Annotated in this window: 16 protein-coding genes; 6 read left to right on the top strand and 10 right to left on the bottom strand. The window is 62.6% G+C overall.

All coding sequences use genetic code 11. The features are described 5' to 3' along the window. Positions 1 to 170: 170 nt before the first annotated feature. Complete coding sequence (locus ARUE_RS01575; RefSeq protein WP_014920484.1) at positions 171 to 1,688, top strand: HNH endonuclease; 1,518 nt, start codon at positions 171 to 173, stop codon at positions 1,686 to 1,688. 34 nt (positions 1,689 to 1,722) lie between these two features. Here the strand turns inward: ARUE_RS01575 and ARUE_RS01570 are convergent, their stop codons facing one another. The 3 genes from ARUE_RS01570 to ARUE_RS01560 form a co-directional block, all read right to left on the bottom strand. Beyond that, complete coding sequence (locus ARUE_RS01570; protein WP_011773078.1) at positions 1,723 to 2,058, bottom strand: hypothetical protein; 336 nt, start codon at positions 2,056 to 2,058, stop codon at positions 1,723 to 1,725. A gap of 120 nt (positions 2,059 to 2,178) precedes the next feature. Next, positions 2,179 to 3,297 (bottom strand): PheS-related mystery ligase SrmL, encoded by a 1,119-nt coding sequence (gene srmL / locus ARUE_RS01565; protein WP_014920483.1) that lies wholly within the window; start codon positions 3,295 to 3,297, stop codon positions 2,179 to 2,181. A 376-nt stretch (positions 3,298 to 3,673) separates the two neighbouring features. Beyond that, complete coding sequence (locus tag ARUE_RS01560) at positions 3,674 to 4,429, bottom strand: class I SAM-dependent DNA methyltransferase (protein WP_014920482.1); 756 nt, start codon at positions 4,427 to 4,429, stop codon at positions 3,674 to 3,676. 62 nt (positions 4,430 to 4,491) lie between these two features. Between ARUE_RS01560 and ARUE_RS01555 the strand changes: the two genes are divergently transcribed. The 3 genes from ARUE_RS01555 (at position 4,492) to ARUE_RS01545 (ending at position 7,059) form a co-directional block, all read left to right on the top strand. After that, on the top strand, positions 4,492 to 4,947 hold the full coding sequence (locus ARUE_RS01555) for a MarR family winged helix-turn-helix transcriptional regulator (RefSeq protein ID WP_014920481.1): 456 nt from the start codon (positions 4,492 to 4,494) through the stop codon (positions 4,945 to 4,947). Positions 4,948 to 5,036: 89 nt separating this feature from the next. Beyond that, on the top strand, positions 5,037 to 6,509 hold the full coding sequence (locus ARUE_RS01550) for an MFS transporter (RefSeq protein WP_014920480.1): 1,473 nt from the start codon (positions 5,037 to 5,039) through the stop codon (positions 6,507 to 6,509). A 196-nt stretch (positions 6,510 to 6,705) separates the two neighbouring features. Beyond that, positions 6,706 to 7,059 carry a hypothetical protein gene (locus ARUE_RS01545; protein ID WP_011773074.1) on the top strand — a complete coding sequence of 118 codons (354 nt, stop codon included), beginning with the start codon at positions 6,706 to 6,708 and terminating at the stop codon, positions 7,057 to 7,059. Positions 7,060 to 7,124: 65 nt separating this feature from the next. Here ARUE_RS01545 and ARUE_RS01540 read toward each other — a convergent pair whose 3' ends face one another. The 4 genes from ARUE_RS01540 to ARUE_RS01525 all read right to left on the bottom strand — a co-directional run bounded on the left by ARUE_RS01540 (position 7,125) and on the right by ARUE_RS01525 (position 12,075). Further along, positions 7,125 to 9,479, bottom strand: a complete 2,355-nt coding sequence (locus tag ARUE_RS01540; protein ID WP_014920479.1) for a glycoside hydrolase family 65 protein — start codon at positions 9,477 to 9,479, stop codon at positions 7,125 to 7,127. 31 nt (positions 9,480 to 9,510) lie between these two features. Beyond that, the gene (locus ARUE_RS01535) at positions 9,511 to 10,242 is read right to left on the bottom strand and encodes an HAD family hydrolase (protein WP_014920478.1); all 732 of its coding nucleotides are present in this window, start codon (positions 10,240 to 10,242) and stop codon (positions 9,511 to 9,513) included. 8 nt (positions 10,243 to 10,250) lie between these two features. Further along, positions 10,251 to 11,252 (bottom strand): LacI family DNA-binding transcriptional regulator, encoded by a 1,002-nt coding sequence (locus ARUE_RS01530; RefSeq protein ID WP_238324466.1) that lies wholly within the window; start codon positions 11,250 to 11,252, stop codon positions 10,251 to 10,253. A 205-nt stretch (positions 11,253 to 11,457) separates the two neighbouring features. Next, positions 11,458 to 12,075: an alpha/beta hydrolase gene (locus tag ARUE_RS01525; RefSeq protein WP_014920477.1), complete on the bottom strand. Its 618-nt coding sequence runs from the start codon at positions 12,073 to 12,075 to the stop codon at positions 11,458 to 11,460. 64 nt (positions 12,076 to 12,139) lie between these two features. Here ARUE_RS01525 and ARUE_RS01520 point away from each other — a divergent pair, with 64 nt between their 5' ends. Then, entirely contained in the window at positions 12,140 to 12,586 is a 447-nt protein-coding gene (locus tag ARUE_RS01520) for a helix-turn-helix transcriptional regulator (protein WP_011773070.1), read from the top strand. Between the two features lie 19 nt (positions 12,587 to 12,605). Then, positions 12,606 to 13,007 carry a VOC family protein gene (locus tag ARUE_RS01515; protein WP_011773069.1) on the top strand — a complete coding sequence of 134 codons (402 nt, stop codon included), beginning with the start codon at positions 12,606 to 12,608 and terminating at the stop codon, positions 13,005 to 13,007. Positions 13,008 to 13,049: 42 nt separating this feature from the next. On the opposite strand, the gene ARUE_RS01510 is transcribed toward ARUE_RS01515, so the two are convergent. The 3 genes from ARUE_RS01510 to ARUE_RS01500 all read right to left on the bottom strand — a co-directional run bounded on the left by ARUE_RS01510 (position 13,050) and on the right by ARUE_RS01500 (position 15,680). Then, a complete protein-coding gene (locus ARUE_RS01510; protein ID WP_014920475.1) occupies positions 13,050 to 14,195 on the bottom strand; it encodes a glutamate--cysteine ligase 2 in 1,146 nt (381 codons plus the stop codon). A 32-nt stretch (positions 14,196 to 14,227) separates the two neighbouring features. Continuing rightward, positions 14,228 to 14,686: a hypothetical protein gene (locus tag ARUE_RS01505; protein ID WP_043469641.1), complete on the bottom strand. Its 459-nt coding sequence runs from the start codon at positions 14,684 to 14,686 to the stop codon at positions 14,228 to 14,230. A 220-nt stretch (positions 14,687 to 14,906) separates the two neighbouring features. After that, positions 14,907 to 15,680, bottom strand: coding sequence for a GAF and ANTAR domain-containing protein (locus ARUE_RS01500; protein WP_011773067.1), 774 nt, complete (start codon positions 15,678 to 15,680; stop codon positions 14,907 to 14,909). Positions 15,681 to 15,829 lie beyond the last annotated feature (149 nt).

Genomic DNA, 15,829 nt, shown 5'->3' with positions numbered 1-15,829 from the left:
CCCCAGCACCCGGGGCGTGACAAGCGCAACCGCCGAGGTGCGACATCTCGGCTCTTTGCGACGCCCCAGTGGGCTCAAGGAGATGGACTCTCTGGCCTTGTGCGGGCTGGTTTTCCACATAGGGAAGTTGGGGCCTGATGGTGCTGGCTGTGGGCTGGAAGAGTTGAGACATGCAGCCGATTCGAGCCACTCAAACGCCGTCAGGTGATGCGTTCGATCGCGCCTCGGAACCTCTACCCGGCGACTCCACGCCCCCTTCTTCAGGGCCTCCATCTGCTTATTCAGCGCCCCGGGTTTCTGACCTCTTTGCGCTCCTTGGCTCTGTCTCTCTGGGCGACTCCAGTACCGAGCTGATTGACCAGCTCCGCGGATTGGAGGACCTGAAGTCCGCCATCACCGGCCTCCAGGCCCGGATCGCTGTGGCCTTTGACCTCGCCCAGCGCAGGGAACAGGAGACCGCCGGCGTTCCCGCGTCCGAACGCGGGCAGGGTGTCGGGGCGCAGGTGGCGTTGGCGCGGCGTGAGTCCCCAAACAAGGGTTCCCGGCTGTTGGGGTTGGCGAAAGCGTTGGTGTTGGAGATGCCGCGGACCTTGGCCGCGTTGGAGTCGGGCCAGCTCAATGAGTGGCGTGCCACGCTCCTGGTGAAGGAAACCGCGTGTTTGTCTGTGGAGGACCGGTGCGCAGTAGATGAGGAACTCGCACCCGACACCGGGACCTTTGAAGGGAAAGGCGATCGGGCAATCATCGCCTCTGCCAAGGCTGCCGCGTATCGTCGTGATCCCCGCTCGGTAGCCCAACGGGCCAGTCACGCAGCCACCGAACGAACAGTGAGTCTGCGACCCGCGCCGGACACCATGACCTACCTGACCGCCCTCCTGCCAGTCGCCCAAGGCGTGGCTGCATATGCTGCGTTGACCCGGGCCGCTGACTCGGCCCGATCCAACGGCGACTCCCGTTCCCGCGGCCAGGTCATGGCGGACGCCTTGGTCGAACGCGTTACCGGAACCCCCGGCGGGATCTCCGGGATCAACCTGGACGTCGTCATGACCGACCGGACGCTCTTCCAGGGCGACAGTGAACCAGCCCGGCTTAAGGGTTACGGAATCGTCCCGGCTGAGTGGGCCAGAACCCTACTTGTGGAACTTCAAGCAGTCGAAGCAAGTGGTTTGGCGACCGGCCAAGAAGGCGCATCAGATCCTGACTGTGACTTCAAAGTGTGGCTGCGCCGCTTCTATACGGCACCCGGGACGGGTGAGCTCCTGAGCATGGACTCCAAAGCTCGACTCTTCCCCACACGACTCCGGCGTTTCATCGAAGCTCGGGACGACACCTGCCGCACCCCCTACTGCGACGCGCCCATCCGCCACATCGACCACGTCGTCACCTGGCACTCCGGCGGAACCACCACCTTGACCAACGGGGCAGGGCTCTGCGAAGCCTGCAACCACACCAAAGAAAACCTCGGATGGACTGCAAAGCCGCTCAACGACGACGTCCACACATTCGAACTCCGCACGCCCACAGGCCATTCGTATAAATCCAAGGCGCCACCATTACCCGGATGTCACACCGCTCAGGGACGCGAGCGCGGTGATCATTTGTCACAGACGACGGTGGCGGCGGCTGCAGCAACGCCCGCCAACTGGGGATCACCTCAGCAGGAAAGCCGAGATCTCACCCGAATCTAGGTGCGAACTGGAGAAAGGAAGAGCTCAGCAGCACCTACGGCGTGCAGGCGTCCTTCAGTGCCTGAACTGACTCAGCCGGCACTTCGTCTCCTGCTTCGGCGATCTGGTTCAACGGCGTCGTAATTTCTGCGGGGACACCGGCAGCGCCGGCTGCCGAGACCAGGCCTGCAAGTAGTTGCTTGTCCTGAACGCTGACCAAGCCGTCCTGGACCACAGCGCAGACCTGCTTGGTCACCTCGTCGGCGGCCGCAGTGGCCACCTTCGATGCGGCGTCGCTGGCTGCGTTGGTAGCTGCTTCCTCCACGGCTCCGCAGCCGACGAGCAGCAACAAAAGGGGGACGGCGGACAGTGCTGCGAGTCGACGAGTCATGATCCCAGACTAGCAATCACTGGCCGGCCCACTGACGCGCTAGTTGGAAAGGTGCCGCGGTGCTCCCAGGGTGCTGTGCCGGCAGCGCACGGTGCAACCACCGGCACAGCATGGGAGGACCTAACCGGCAATGAGCTCCTTGACCGGGCCTTCGTGCAGGGCAAGGTAGACATCATCCCGGATCTGGTTGGCCTGCCGGTCCGTCATGGTCCGCGTGAGAGGACGCATCACCACCCGGATCAGGGCGTTGGACTGCCCCTCGCGGATGCGGAGCCGTTCTTGCGCTGCCGGGGGAAGCGACCCGCAGGGAGTCAGGGCCAGCAGTTCCACGCTTTCAAGGTCCTCGGCCCGGTCTCCCAGCGCAGTCCGGACCCTGTCGCCAAGCAACTCAGCATCCAAGTCTTCCCCAACCACAATCGAGAGATCCCGGCTGATGGAAGGCATCGGGGAGACCGGCTCCCAAGGTTTCAGGTCCATCATCTGTTGTTGAATTCGTGGGTCCGCGGACCTCAGCAACCTGATGTCGGGGATGCCTTTGCGCAGCATCAACGCGCGGTCCAGGCCCATCCCGAGGGCCAGCCCTGACCAGCTCCCGGGCTCCAAACCAGCGTCCAGGAAAAGTTTCGGCGACATCAGCCCACACTCCGCGAGTTCCAACCATTCGCCGTCCATACGGACATCGATCTGAAGGCCGCGGTGAGTGTAGGGATGGACAGCCGGAACTGCCCTCCAGTCCGCGCCCGGAAGCACAGCTGTCACAAGGGCCTCGACCATATCCTGCAAGTGGCGCGGGCTCAGAGCCGTGCGGGAACTGACCCTCCACAGGTCCACTTGATGGGGTGTCCCAACGTGGGTGCGGTCAATGGAATCACGGCGGTAGACCAAGCCTGGGATGGCCCAGAGCTCGTCGATAGACCCTTCAGGATCCAGACAACGCAACAGCGACGGGATGGACGCTGAGGTGTGGCTGCGCAGCATGACGGTGGGGCTGATGTAGCGGGAGTATCTTTGGTCGCGCGTGACGTCTGCTGGACTGAAACCCAGCCGATCGTAGTTGTCCGCAACGCTGACCAAGGGACTGTGGCGGATGGTCCGAGCCGTCACGTCCCCTTTGTCGCGCAGGGCACGCACCACGTCCCGCAAGAGTAACTGCATGGCGTGGGGGCGGTGATCAGGATTGGAGAGGTCCCTGACCTTCAGGGCGTTGTGAAGCTCGTCCGGGCTTAAATACGTAGGCATAGCTGGTCCTTCAGTGTGGAATGAGCGGGTTTTCCTCCCCCGACTCACTCCGCGCCAGGACCTAGGCGCGCGCCAATAAGCCCTCGCGACCGGAGACCGGTCGGGGGCAAGTAAATCGGCGCATGGAGAGCATGGGCCGACTATACCCCCGCGCAGGGCTCCGGCACAGGCACGTGGAAACTTCGCAGTGCTTGGTAACTAAGGATTGCGTGCTAATTACGGGTTGCTCGGAATCCGTGAAACATCCGCCCCGCATCGTAGAGCCAGGCCTGAAGAGTCGGAAGAGAGCGCACAGTCTCCTTCAATCGCCGCGTCCGGGTCATTTATCGCTACGCGTCACCGCAAGCGCAAGTACCAACAAACTTTCTTGAAGACCCTAGCGTTCAATGAGCCGGTACACCGACACGTGGCTCCGGGACTCGGCGGTGAACTCGCTGCGGTCCCAGTCCGCCCACCTGGATTCGAGCTCGAATCCGGCCAACCGTGCCATGAGATCGAGCTCGCTAGGCCAGATGTAGCGGTGCGGCGTCCGCCCCACCCGCGCCTCGTGCCCGTCCGTAAGCTCCGGGCCGAAGTGCACGTGATGTGAGATGACGTGTTGGCGCAGCACATCGTAGGTGTCCACCAGGAGATATCCGGGTTGAGCCACCTCCACAGTTCCGCCGTGTCCGGGCGGCAGCGACCGCAGTTGCGGCACCCAGAGCTCAATGACGAAGCGTCCGCCAGGTATCAGGTGCCGGGCAGCGTTCTCGAAGCACCGGATTTGCTCTTCCTGGGTAAGGAGATTGGCGATGGTGTTGAACACGAGGAAAGCCAAAGAGAAATTCTCGCCGGCCCGGGCCCCGGTCATGTCCCCCTGCACCACTGGGATCCGGTCCTCGCCCACCTTTTCACGGAGACGCGCGATCATCGCGTGGGACAGCTCGATCCCACTGACCGGTATCCCGGCTTCCGAAAGGGGGATGGCCACGCGACCGGTACCGATCGCGAATTCGACGGCGGAACCTCCCTTGGCGAGCCCGGACAGGACCTCGACTGTGGGGCCCAGGACCTCGGGAGAGAACATCCCCTCACCAGGAGTGTCGTACTGGCCGGCGGCTTCGTCGTCCCAGAGCTGTTGCTGGTTGATCATCCTTCCACTATTGCAGCCGGGTACCTGCGGCCCGGTGAGGCGCCCCCACCTATGCTTGACGGATGGGAGAAAAGCCAGTGGACCATGTGGCGTTGGCCGTCTGCATGATCGATATCTCGTCCGACATTCGGCGTAAGTCGCTCAACGAGACCGGCTTGCGCCCCATTTCGAACGGTGTGCTGGAAATTCTCCGCGTCGTTGAGAGCCACCCCGGCGTCACTGTTGCCGAGGTGGCCGCGCGTTTGGGTCGGCAACTGAGCAACGTGAGCGTCCAGCTGCGCGAGATCGTGGCGGCCGGATTGGTCACGCGGGTCAAGGATGTTGCAGACAAGCGATACGTTTCCCTCCACCCCACGGACGAATCCAAGCGCATCAAGTCGCTCCTGGAAGGAGCATGGGCTGACGCGCTGACGAAGGCCAGCGATCGGCTGCTCCCCGAAGAGCGTGAAAAAATCGCGGCCAGCCTGCCCGCCCTGGAGCGGTTGGCTTCGTTCCTTGCGGAGCCGGAACACCACTAAGACACACATCACGTCCCCACGGGCTTACGCCCATCTTTCAAAGTACTTATACTTTTATAAGTATTACTACTTTCAAGAATGGGTGACGCGTGGCATCACAACTGCTCGAATCGGTGGGCAACAAAGTCCAACCAAGCCAACACAACAAGAAGGGCATCGGCTGGCGGGCCCTCCCCTTCCTGGCTTTGGCTCAGTTCATGGTTGTCCTGGACGGCACCATCGTGAACCTGGCACTCCCCCGCCTCCAGATCGAGATGGGCATCAGCGACTCCACCCGGGCATGGGTGGTCACCGCCTACGCCCTGGTCTTCGGCGCTTTCCTGCTTCTGGGTGGCCGGATCTCGGACTTCTGGGGGCGTAAGAGGACTTTCATCACGGCCTCCGCGGGCTTCGCTGTCGCCTCCCTGATCGGTGGACTGGCGCAGCAGCCATGGGAACTGCTTGGGGCACGTGCGCTGCAGGGCATCTTCGCAGCGCTGCTCGCACCGGCGGCGCTCGCGCTCCTCACGGTTGCCTTCCCTGGCGGCAAGGACCGCGGCACGGCGTTCGCCATCTTCGGCTCCATCAGCGGGGTGGGTGCGGCGGCAGGAGTTTTGCTGGGCGGCTTCCTCACCGAGTTCGTCTCGTGGCGGTGGTGCTTCTTCGTCAACGTCCCCATCGCCATCATCGCGCTCATCGGCGTTTGGACTTTGGTGAGCGAAAGCAAAGCCGGAGGCTCCACCAAATACGACTGGCCCGGCGTCGTTCTTGCCGCGCTGGGCCTCGGCTCCTTGGTTTACGGCTTCGCAAACGCCGAGCACGGCTGGGGCGCGATCGAATCGTGGGGCTTCATCGCCGCAGGTGCCCTGCTGCTGGTACTTTTCGTCGCCGTCGAACGCAAGGTAAAGAACCCGCTGCTGCCGTTGCGCGTCGCTACAGAACGCAACCGTGCAGCAGCCTTCCTGGCATCATTCCTGGCCGGAGCGGTGTTGATCGGCGGGATCCTGTTCATCAACTTCTATCTGCAAATCGTCCTGGGCTTCGCGCCGTTCGCCGCCGGAATCGCGTCGCTGCCCATGACGGTGGTGCTGATCATCACCGCCGGCCTCGTTGCGAAGAACCTGCCCAGGTTGGGCGCCAGAATCCCCAGCGCGCTGGGACCTGTCTTCATGGCGGCAGCCACGCTGTGGCTCACCCAAGTCACCCCCGACGGCAGCTACCCAATCAACGTGCTGCCTGCGCTGGTGCTTATGGGCGTCGGGCTGGGAATGGTCTTCGTTCCCATGCAAAACCTGGCACTGTTCGGCGTGGACAAGGACGATTCCGGCGTCGCCAGCGCACTGGTCAACGCTTCACAACAGATCGGCGGCTCGTTGGGCATCGCACTGTTCAGCGCTATCGCGGCAGCAGCTACCGCCGTCGGCGGTGGGACACTGGCCGCACTGACATCGGGCTACTCACTGGTGTTCCTGTGGGCCGCAGGCGTGGCGATATTGATCGCCCCCATCGCGCTCCTCCTGATCCGAATCGACCGCAAGACGTTCAGCGGGACGGGCGACACTCCGCACATCCACCTGGGTTAGCCAGAGCAAGGCGCCGCCACCCGATCAGGGTGACGGCGCCTTTGCGCTGCAGCATTAGCTGTCGCTGGGAGCCGGAGTTCAGGACGACGACGGCGGACGGCTTACGTAACCATTGGCGTGAGGTAACTCACATTCTGTAAGCTAAATTCAAAGTCACGCAGCCGGCTTCCCTCGCACCACGTTTGGCAGGTCCCCAATGGCCCCCAATTCACTCAAGGCCGAGATTCTCCTGGCCCATGGCGTCGCACCCTCCGCGGCCTCCGTTGCTCGACGAAGAGCAGCCGAGAACCATGGCCACCATCGCGTTGCCAATAAACCCGATGCTCTCCTGGGAGCCATCGCCGTCAGGCAGCTCTTCCACCGCTGGCCGTTGGTGCCCTCCCGCGAACTGGAACGCATCCGCCACGTGCTCATCCACTGCGACCAGCTGGGCTCTCCGGATACTCATCACTTGTCGGAACCGGCCCAAGCGTTGTTGGACCTCATCAACGGTGAGTTGGACCGTCGCGCCGTAGCCAAAACCCGGCAGGAAACCGCCAGCAGCAACTGACTACGGAATGACCGCTACCACGTCGATCTCCAAGCTCGGGGCACCGGGCCTCGCGTCAACCGGCGCTACCGGATGATCGGAAGGCCTGCCGTCGGGAAGACGCTGGGGAAGATCGACGGCGGCGGGACGGGTACGGTCTCCAGCGGCACGGCGACAGTCTCCGCACCAACGGTGACGTCGTAACCCCGCACATCAATTCGAAGCGGCTCCTGGCTGTAATCCGCTTCGGGCACCAGCGTCAGGGCAATGGAACCCTGTGCCAGATCCACAGCCAACAAGCGTCCCTGCACCTTGAGCCGGAAGGACAGGCCTTCCCATTCAACAGGCAGGCGCGGATCGAAGCGCAGCACCTCACCTTGGTCCCGCATGCCTGCGAAACCGCACACCAAAGAGCTCCAAATACCGCCCGTGGAGGCGATGTGGACGCCGTCGATGGTGTTGCCGTGGGAGTTGTCGAGGTCGATGAAGAGTGCCTCGGTGAAGTGCTGCAGCGCGACGTCCCCATAGCCGACTTCGGCCGCCATGATGCCCTGAACGCAGGCGGACAGGGTGGAGTCGCCGGTGGTGATGGGATCGTAGAAATCGAAGGCGCGCTGCTTCTCCTCCGCAGTAAAGTCCTGCCATTGCAGGAACATGGCCAGTACGGTGTCAGCCTGCTTGAGGACCTGGTGCCGGTAGATCACCAGGGGGTGGAAGTTCAGCAGCAACGGGTACTTGGACTTGGGTGTGTTCCAGTCCCACGGCTCCAGGGTCATGAAATCGTTGTCCTGGCTGAAGACCTCCAGGTGGGGGTCGTACGGGAGCGACATCCGCTCGGCCGCTTGCCGCCACACCATGCGCTCGGTATCCGCGACCCCCTCGTGTTCCAGCGCAGCGGCGGCCCGCAGATTGAAGCGCGCCATGACGTTGGTATAGAGGTTGTCGTTGACCACGGCCGTGTACTCATCCGGGCCGGTGACGCCGTGGATGTGGAACATTCCGTCCTTGCCGAAGAAGCCCAGCGACGCCCACATGCGTGCTGTTTCAATCAACAGGTCGGCGCCCAGTTCGCCGCGGAAGGTGTCATCGCCGCTGGCCCACTGGTATCGGTTGGCTGCGAAGGCGATGGCCGCCGCAATGTGGAACTGGGCAGTGCCGGCAGCGTAGTAGGCACTCGCTTCGAGGCCGTTGATGGTCCGCCACGGGAACAGCGCACCGTCCACGCTGAGCTCCTTGGCCCGGACGCGCGCGTCCGGCAGCATCGCGTGCCGCGATTCCAGCACCTTACGCGCCCCGCAAGGATTGGTGTAGGTCAAGTAAGGCAGGAGGTAGACCTCCTGGTCCCAAAAGTAATGGCCCTCGTAACCGGAACCACTCACACCCTTGGCCGGGATACCCGCAACGCCCGCCCGGGCAGTGGCTTGTGCCAACTGGAACAACCCCCAGCGCACCGCCTGCTGCATTTCCGGCTGACCACCAATTGAGATGTCCGCCGTGGTCCAGTATTCGGCGTAGTGGGCCTTGCTCTGGTCCAGGATGTCGGAGAAGGACACCAGGTTCGCTTCGGCTTCGGCCGCAAGGCTTTCACCACGGTCTTCGGCGTCAGAGGAGCCGGCAACCAGGTAGCTGACCGACTTCTCCAAACGGAAAGTGTCGCCGTCGTGAATGGCCAAAACGTAACGGACAGAGGACTCGTCCTCCGCCACCAAAGTCTCGAACGGCTGGCCTTCGGCGGAAATCCAGTGGTCCACGGCCATGGCGACGCGCTGGCGGGACTCAGAGGTCTCCCATGCGAGGCGAAGTGAGCCGTCGGCGCCTTGGAGGTGCAGCGGCAGCAGGACACGCCCGGCGTGCCGGCCTGAGCGGCGGGGATCGTGGACCGAGTGGTCCTCCACAGGCTGGTCCTGGCGGTTCACGACGCCGGAGGTGATGTCCGCGGACACGTCGCGGTCAGCTGTCAGCGACAGTTCCAGGCCAAGACATCCGCGGGAATCGAAGCCCACGGCGCGGCGCTCTACCGTGGAGACGGTAGCGCCCGAACGGCAGGCCCAAGTGATGCTTTCCTCGTAGACGCCTGTGGAGAAGTCCACGCTGCGGTGGTAGTCCAGCACCGTGGATTCGGCCAGGCTCAGCGCCTCACCGTCAATGGAAACGGTGAAGTTGTTGGCATCCGGCACGTAAACGATCCGCTGGCCCGTCCGGGCAAAACCGTAGGCATTTTCGGCGTGCTTGATGTCCCAAATCTCATGGAAACCATTGATGAACGTGCCGGGAAGTTCGCCGTCCCCGGCTGTTGAATGCGAGCCACGAATACCAAGGTGGCCGTTGCCAAGCGCGAACAGCGTTTCCAGCGTTCCCTCGTCACCGGGGACGTGGATATTCTCCACGAGCTTCCAGGGCTCGCAGGGGAAGCGAAGCCGATCGGAGCTGATGAGTGCCATGGGCTGTTGAAGTCCTTCGTAAAAAGTAGGGTCAGAGAAGATCGTTGAGGTCGTCGACCACCAGCGTGGCACCGGCGTCGAGCAGGGTCTGCCGGCCCGCTCCGCGGTCCACGCCGATCACGGCATAAAAGGCCGCACCCGCACCGGCTTGAACGCCGGATACTGCATCCTCAACCACGATGCATTCCTCCACCGGCACGCCCAACAGGCCTGCCCCATAGACGTAGGTGGCCGGGTCCGGTTTACCGGGAAGTCCGACGCCGGCAGCAACCTGGCCGTCCACCACCACCTCGAAGTGGTGGTCGAGCCCGGCGGCCTTCAGTACCGCAGGCGCATTACGTGAAGAGGACACGACAGCCACCTTGAGACCCAGCTCCACTGCGGCGTTGATGAACTTGACCGAACCTTCATAAGGCTCAACGCCGCGTGAGTTCACGATCTCGTTGAAAATCGCGTTCTTGCGGTTGCCCAGGCCTTGCACGGTCTCATTGTCCGGGTGGTCATGGACCGGCCCCTCGGGCAGCGTGATGCCGCGTGACGTCAGGAAATCGCGGACGCCATCGAAGCGAGGCTTGCCATCAATGTGATCGAAGTAGTCGCTCTCTTGGTATCCCTGCGGGTGGCCTGTGCCGGCCAGGTAGCCGTCGAAAAGTTCCTGCCAGGCCTGCTCATGCACCACGGCCGTGGGCGTCAGCACGCCGTCGAGGTCGAACAACAGCGCCGAGGCGCCGGTCCAGGCATTACGAAGATCAGTCATGTGCATTGTTCCGTTCAGCGCTTGTGGCGCGTGGTCTTGCGTTCGATGAGCTTGGTATCGAGCAGGTGGTTGGAGGGTTGGTGGGGGGATTCAGTATTCAGCAGGCGTTCACACAGCAGGTTCGCTGCGAAGGCGCCTTGGTCGGCAACGGGTTGCGCCACGGTGCTCAGGCCAAGGAACCAGCTCATGGGGTGATCGTCTATACCGATCACGGACACGTTCTTGGGCACGGAAAGGCCGTGCTCGCGCAGCGCCATCAGGGCACCGAACGCGGCCTCGTCACAGTGGGCGAACACTGCTGTGGGCCTCCCGCCGCGGGTCATGAGTTCGGTCATTGCCCGCCTGCCGTCGTCGATGCTTGGCCCGGCTCCCACCACAAGGTCCGGGTGGACGGTGAGGTGGTGTTCATCCAGTGCACGCCTGAAGCCACGGAACCGTGGAGTCTCAGTCACAACGGAGTGTTCATTGCTCGAGAGAACGGCCAAGTCCCAATGGCCCAGCCCCAGCAGGTGTTGGGTAGCCTGCCAGGCCGCGTGTTCGTCATCGATACCTACATTGTCCCACGGAACATTTCGCATGCCCACGCTGGCTACTGCGAGCCCGCAGGCTTCCAACGCTTCCACCTCATTGGGGGCGAGGTCAATATTGAGCAGGAGCAGCCCGTCCACTCTTTGCGCAAGGTTTCCAAGGTCCGCAAAGAACTGCTGCCTCACGCTGGCCTTGTTGCGCAGGCTGATCAGGACGGTGTCGTAACCACTGTCGCCGAAGACTTCTTCTGCCGCTTCCACGGCTTGGGCGAAGAACCAGGCGGTGGCTGTGGGGGCGACGATGGCCACCAGACCCGTGCTGCCGCCCGCCAGCCTGGACGCCGCGGCTGAGGCTTTATAGCCAAGTTTGCTGGCGGCTTCCGCCACCTGTCGCTGTGCCTTTTCGGAAACGTTGGGGAGCTTCCTAAGGGCCCGCGACACCGTGCAAATGGACAATCCGGAGAGGACGGCTACGTCCTGGATTGTCACCCTGTGAGTCCTAACCATGCAACACGGCCTCAACCCTTTCCATCCTCGCCTGACGCCTTGGCGTGCGACCCGAACCGGGTCACCAGCCAAAAGTGTAAGCGCTTACAATTTTGTCATTCAATAGAGTGCAGTCGAATGCGAAATTGTGACGCGAATCTCCCCAAGAGATTGCTTCCGGGCGGCAAATGCCTTCTAATCCCGGGACTTAACCCAGCACGTAGTACTTCAGGAACGCGCTGACATCCACCAATTCGGGCGCCTCGATCCTGTGGCCCATCCCCGGATAGGTCCTCGCCGTCAGGGCAACATTGGCGTTCAACCACTCCTCGGTGTGAGCTATGGCGTCCTCGTTGATCACAGGATCGGCCTTGTCCCGCCCCCAAAAGAAGGGTGGCGGCGAGTCGAAGGACTCGCTGAGGGCCAAGAGATCGTTGTCCAGGACGAACCCGGAGAGGCCCACGGTTGCTTTGAAGGCGTGGGGCCGCAGGCGGAGGAGCGTGGTGGCCATGGCCATGCCCTGCGAATAACCCAGCAGGCTGACGCTGCTGTGGTTGTCCTTGACGGAGTTGATCCAGCTGAACACCGAATTGGTGGATGCGATGACATCCGCGAAGTCGTTGGTCAGGAAGTAGTCCAGCAGGAACCAGCCGTAGTGGTCCCCAATGGCTTTGGGGCCGCGAAGCGCCGCACAGCTGAACTCGCCGGGAAGGTGAGGGAACAGGTCAACCATGCGCTGCTCGCTGGTGCCATACCCGTGCATCATTACCAGCAACGGCGTGCCCTTGCGCTGGTTTTCGGGCTTCGACCACACCACTGATTCCATGGGCACGAGCCTAGTAGACTGCGCTGGCCCTAGTAGACTGTGCTGGCCCTAGTAGACTGTGCCCATGACTCCGCAGGAACTGGCCAACCTGGCCCATCTGCGGCGCGCCCGCGACTTCATCGATCGCGAATATGCGCGTCCCTTGGATGTGCCTACCATGGCTGCCGGCGCCCTGATGTCCCCCGCGCATTTTTCCCGCCAGTTCAAGGCCGCCTACGGAGAATCTCCATACAACTACCTCATGACACGGCGCATCGAGCGGGCCATGGCCCTGCTCCGCGCGGGAACCAGCGTCACCGATGCCTGCATGGAAGTCGGCTGTACCTCGTTGGGCTCGTTCAGCACGCGTTTCACCGAAATCGTGGGAATCAACCCCAGCGAGTACCGCGCCCGGGAGCACCACGCTGTGAAGGCCATGCCCAACTGCATCGCGAAGCAGCACACGCGCCCTGAAAGAAACGGCAAGTCCCCGCAAAACCTGAGCAGGATTGAAGAAGCGCCCGCGTCATAGCTGCAATAGCGTGTGATTCATGAACATTTCACTGAAATATGCACACGTCACTGTCAACGATGTTGATGAGTCGCTCGCCTTCTACCGGGACGCCTTGGGTTTTGACGTCCGGAACGACGTCGGCTCAGATGGCCAGCGCTGGGTCACTATCGGCAGCGATGCCCAGCCTGATCTTGAGCTGGTCCTTTCCCCGCCGCACGCCGGCCGCTCCCAGGCCGACGGCGACGCCATCCAGGAACTCCTCACCAAGGGCGTCATGCCCATGCTGGTGTTCACCACGGACGATCTGGACGCCACCTTCGAAAAGCTCCGCGCGTCCGGCGCCGAAGTACTGCAGGAACCGATCGACCAGCCATGGGGCCCGCGCGACTGCGCCTTCCGTGACCCCTCCGGCAACATGATCCGCATCAACCAGGGCTGAGTTTTCCCTGTTGAGCGATGTTCCGACGCCTGCCGATTGTTGTCAGCGACTCAAGAGGCCGGCGTCGGAGCGTTCGCCGTAGTTGTGTGTAGAGGCAATGGCGGTGGAAACGACGTCGGACAACCGGAACCGCCGGCCGTAAGCTTGCCGCTGCAGCCGCTCGCCGGTTCCGCGCCGGAGGATATTCGCCACTCCGGTCCGCGCGAGTGCCAGGTCCCCTGATTCCGTTAGGGCGCGGCGGATGTGCCGGAGCAGGGCGCCCGCCACGTCTGCGGCGGCAAAGGGCGCCTGCTCCAGCGGGTGCAGCAGCTGGTTGTTGACGCCGAAACGGCTGGCTTTCCAGTTGGCCATGCGGATCACAGGCGTCATGACGCCCGACGGCGGTTCCCCCTTGCGCCATTCGCTAGCCGACGTTTCCACAAGGGCACGTGCGAGGATCGCAATGGTGAGGGCGTCTTCGGCGTAGAGGCAGACGTCGGCGATCCGGACTTCTACGGTTGGATGCCCCCTGGACAGGCGCGCGTCGAAGTAGATCATGCCCTCGTCCAGTGGAACTCCGGTTCCCAGCAGTTCTGAAAGCACCTGCCCGTAGCCGCCTGCCGAGCCGAACACATCCATGGGACCTGCCGTGGGCCATCTGTTCCAGATCTGGGTCCTGTAACTGGCAAACCCTGTGTCGGCGCCCATCCAGAACGGGGAGTTGGCGCTCAAAGCCAAGAGAACCGGCAACCAATGTCGCATCCGGTCCAGCACGGCAACGCCTTCCTCCGGCGACTCGATGGACACATGCACGTGGAAGCCGCACGTGAGTTGCTCCCGGGAGATCAGGCCAAATTCCGTACCCATCGCGGCATAGCGCTGGTTGCCCGCGGTGGGCGTGGCATGGAAGACCGGCGGAGTGGCCAAAGCAGCAACCCGCGCCCCTACAGCCCGGGCCGCAGAGTCAGCCAACGCCCGCCCGGCACGAATCTCGGCACGGAGTTCTTTGGCGGTGCGGCACGGAAGCGAGTTGACCTCAATCTGTTCCTGCTTGAACTCCGACTTCAGGGACGGCCCGGCATCGGAGCTGTTGTCTGTTTCGGAGAAGCCAGCCACATCCAGAATTCCGGAGGCGAGCGCCAAGGGCATGCCATCTACTGGATCGGCAATCAGCAGTTCCTCTTCGACGCCGAATGTACGCACAGCCACCCTCCCCACGATGAGTTATTTAGAGACGGCGGTTATCCAACGTGGCGCGGAACCTCCATTTGGAAACCGCAGCGGCAGTGGAGCACCTGCGTTTGCAGGTACACCTCAAGGAGGCTGGGGCTGTCCGGATCGTCAGTGGTCCGGGGCGCCTCAATGACGCGTTCCGTGGGGCGTCCCAACGTCATGGGATCACCACAGTGGGTGCAGCTGAACCAGAGCCCGGCGGCAGAGGTGGCCAGAAATTCGCTCTGAATCGCAGGCACCAAGGCACTCAGGCGGACTGCGTGGGCGTAAAAGGTATCGCATTCGCTACAGGTGTAGCTGACCTCGACGATCTCCGACTGATTCGGCGTGGCTTCCACGACCGTCTCCACAAAAATGTACGAATCAGTGTCGCATACGGTGCACCAAGGGCGCGCTCCGGTATCGACAGTTGCAGGCGCCCGCCCGCTTGCAGGTTTCGGGGCGGGAATCGGGGATCCAAGCGTCATTGCTGTTCTCCTTTTGTTCCTTCAAGGAGCCTGCATGGCGGCACGCTATGAGCCGGCCGAAAGGGGCCACGGCTAGAAAGGTGCAGTTCTTGGACCATCTCGGATGGCTCCAACTCATGAGGCTCCAAGGGCTATCTGCTTAACCCATGTATGAATGTAGTTCATGAGTGGCGGCCGTCACAAGTGAGGGAGTTGCGGTGGATTCCTTGCCAGCGCGGGCCTAGGGCTCAAAATGGGCTACAGGAGCCTGCTTCGCCACGCTGGTGACGAGCGACTCCGCGACTTCCCGGAGCTTCTGGTTGCGGGTGCTGGACGCCTTCTTGAGAATCTGGAAGGCCTCTTCCTGGGTGCACCGGTTTTGCCCCATGATGATCCCACAGGCGAGGTCAATGACCGTCCTGGACTGCATTGCGTCTTGCAGGTCATCGGCGTGCTGCTGCTTCACGCCAATCCGCACCGCCAACCGGAGAGAGCGTTCGGCCTGGCTGGCGTAGAGCTCGCAGTTCCTGATAGTCGCTTCGTCGTAAACGTTGGGCTGCGGCGCGAAGAAGTTAAGCGCCGCCGTGGCTCCTTCATCCAGTTCCAAGGGAACGCAAAGCGCGGAAAGATGACCGCGGTCCGCAATGACTGAACAGTACTCGGACCACCTCTCCTCCGTGGAAGTGTCAGGAACGTGCACCGTCCCGTGGCTGCGCATGGCCTCCAAGCAAGGACCATCCCCGTACGCCTGCTGAACTTCGTCGATCAGCCTGGCCTCATGGGTGCTTCCAGCCACCGTGGCAGTACGGCGCCGCCGGCTCAGGGTGATGCCGCAGAGCACGTCCAAGCCCACTGCTTCAGAGACAGCCGCCGCCGAGAACTTAGCAAGCTCGTCCAGAAATCCAGCTACATCCTCGCTGTCAACAACAAGATCCTGCAGCTGCTCCGGCACCGAAACAACGTCCGGCGCTGAAGCGGCATCAGGCAGCGCTAATTCAACGTTAATTTCGTCCATGCCTCATTTTACGATCGTCCGGGTGCGGCTTGTCACCGTCTCAGAAAGAGCGACGGAATCCTTGCATCTCCCGTGCACCTATGTGCACAATCTAGCTACAGTCCCCATCACAGGACCAGGCTTTTCAGCTCATGCAGACGGGCGTCCCT

It is taken from the genome of Arthrobacter sp. Rue61a (genome assembly GCF_000294695.2).
GTDB lineage: Bacteria > Actinomycetota > Actinomycetes > Actinomycetales > Micrococcaceae > Arthrobacter > Arthrobacter aurescens_A.
This window is presented reverse-complemented; position numbering and strand designations above follow the sequence as displayed.